The organism is Kineococcus indalonis (genome assembly GCF_009906395.1).
GTDB classification, from domain to species: domain Bacteria; phylum Actinomycetota; class Actinomycetes; order Actinomycetales; family Kineococcaceae; genus Kineococcus; species Kineococcus indalonis.
In genome coordinates this window covers 1-2,037 of the sequence record NZ_JAAALM010000636.1, presented here as the reverse complement: position 1 = coordinate 2,037, position 2,037 = coordinate 1, and the positions used below count along the sequence as shown (strand labels likewise).

The 2,037-nt window shown below is 79.8% G+C and carries 2 protein-coding genes; one reads left to right on the top strand and one right to left on the bottom strand.

Annotation, left to right across the window (positions count from 1 at the left end; translation table 11 throughout):
* Positions 1 to 1,101: AbrB family transcriptional regulator (locus tag GTR00_RS19775; RefSeq protein ID WP_205706249.1), on the top strand; the 1,101-nt coding region annotated here is incomplete at its 5' end.
* Here the strand turns inward: GTR00_RS19775 and manA are convergent.
* The coding region (gene manA, locus GTR00_RS19770) for a mannose-6-phosphate isomerase, class I (protein ID WP_166613259.1) at positions 1,055 to 2,037 on the bottom strand (983 nt) is incomplete at its 5' end. The two genes, GTR00_RS19775 and manA, sit on opposite strands and share 47 nt — an antisense overlap.

Below are 2,037 nucleotides of genomic sequence, written 5' to 3'. Positions count from 1 at the left end.
CCGCCGGGGCGGCCCGGGGCCCGCGCCCTGCTGCACGCCCTGGCCGTGGCCGCCGCGACCGCCGCCGCCTCGGCGGGCCTGGGCGCCGCGGGCCTGCCCTCCCCGGCGCTGTTCGCCGGGCTGCTGGTCGGGCTCGCCGACGCGCTGCTGGTGCCGCGCCCGCTGGCGCTGCCGCGCGGCACCGGCACCGCCGCGCAGGCCGTCGTGGGCGTGACCATCGGCACGCTCGTGCAGCTGTCCACCCTCGCCGCGCTGGGCGAGCACTGGCTGCCGGTACTGCTGGTCACCCTGGGCACGCTGGCGCTGAGCCTGGGCACCGGCGCCCTGCTGGGCCGGCACCGCGACGTCGACGCCGTCACCGGCGCCTTCGCGCTGGTGGCCGGCGGGGCCAGCGGGCTGGTCGTCATCGCCCGCCAGCTCGGCGCCGACGAGCGCGTCGTGGCGGTCGTGCAGTACGTGCGGGTGCTGGTGGTGGTGCTCTCGCTGCCGGTGGTGCTGCACGTGGCCTTCGGCGTGCGCGGGCACGCGGCGGCGGGCGCGACCGCCGGCGGCCCGGCGTGGGCGGGCCTGCTGCTGGTCGCCGGCTGCGGGGTGGCCGGGCGCCGGCTGGGCCGGGCCGCGCACCTGCCGGCCGCCTCGCTGCTGGGGCCGCTGCTGCTGGCGGCGGCGCTGTCGCTGAGCGGGCTGGCCGGGCAGGCGCGGGTGCCGGCCCCGCTGGAGGCGCTGGCGTACGCGCTCATCGGCCTGCAGGTGGGGCTGCGCTTCACCCGCGCCAGCCTGGCGAGCGTGGCGCGGGTGCTGCCGGCGGCGCTGGCGCTCATCGTCGTGGGCGTGCTGGGCAGCGCCGGCCTGGCGGTGCTGCTGTCGGCCGCCACGGGCCTGCCGCTGCTGGACACCTACCTGGCGACCACCCCCGGCGGGCTGTACGCGGTGCTGGCGGCCGCGGTGGGCTCCGGGGCCGACGCCACCTTCGTGCTCAGCGTGCAGGTGCTGCGGCTGCTGGTGATGCTGCTGGCCGCGCCGGTGCTGGCGCGGGCGCTGGCCGGCGGCGGGCTCAGGCGCCGCCGGGGGTCGCCGCCGCCAGGCGGCCCGAGCCGGTGACGCGCAGCGGGTGCTCGGCGGCGGTGGCGAACGCCGAGGACCCGCGCGCCAGCACCGCCTCACCGCCCCCCGGGCCGGCCGAGGCCACCCGCACCTCGCCCTCCAGGCACAGCACGGAGCGCGGCACGGGCCGCTCCCACGTCGTGGTGGTGCCCGGCGCGACGTCCAGGACGGTCAGGGCGAAGTCGTCGACGTCCCCGGGCGCGAAGAGCACCTCGTGCGCGGACACGCGCCGCGGGGCCAGCAGCGGCGGGGGCAGCACCCGGAAGTCCAGCACCCGCAGCAGCTCCTCGACGTCGACGTGCTTGGGCGTCAGCCCGCCGCGCAGCACGTTGTCGGAGCTGGCCATCAGCTCCACCCCGGTGCCCGAGAGGTAGGCGTGCACGTTGCCCGCCGGCAGGTACAGCGCCTCCCCCGGCGCCAGGCGCACCTGGTTCAGCAGCGCGGAGACCAGCACGCCGGCGTCGCCGGGGTGGTGCTCGGCGAGGTCGGCCACGCAGCGGGCGGAGTCGTCGTCCACCTCGCGGCAGGCGGCGGCGACGGCCCCCACCAGCGGGGCGGCGTCCCCGGCCGCGGCGGTCAGCAGCCGCGCGGTGGCCGCGCGCAGGGCGGCGGTGGCGTCCTCGCCGGCCAGGTCGGCCAGCAGCCCGTCGAGCAGGGCGGTGGACCCGTCCGGCAGCGCCGGCAGCTCCAGGGCGGCGAGCAGCTCGCGGGCGTCGGCCGGCGAGCGGAAGCCGGCCATCGCGGCGAACGGCTCCAGGGCGTACAGCAGCTCCGGCTTGTGCTCGTCGTCGCGGTAGAGGCGGTGCGGGGCGTCCAGCGGCACGCCGGCGGCCTCCTCCTCGGCGAAGCGGCGCTGCGCGGTGGCGCGGTCCGGGTGCGCCTGCAGCGACAGCGGGGCGGCGGCGGAGAGCACCTTGAGCAGGAAGCCGAGCC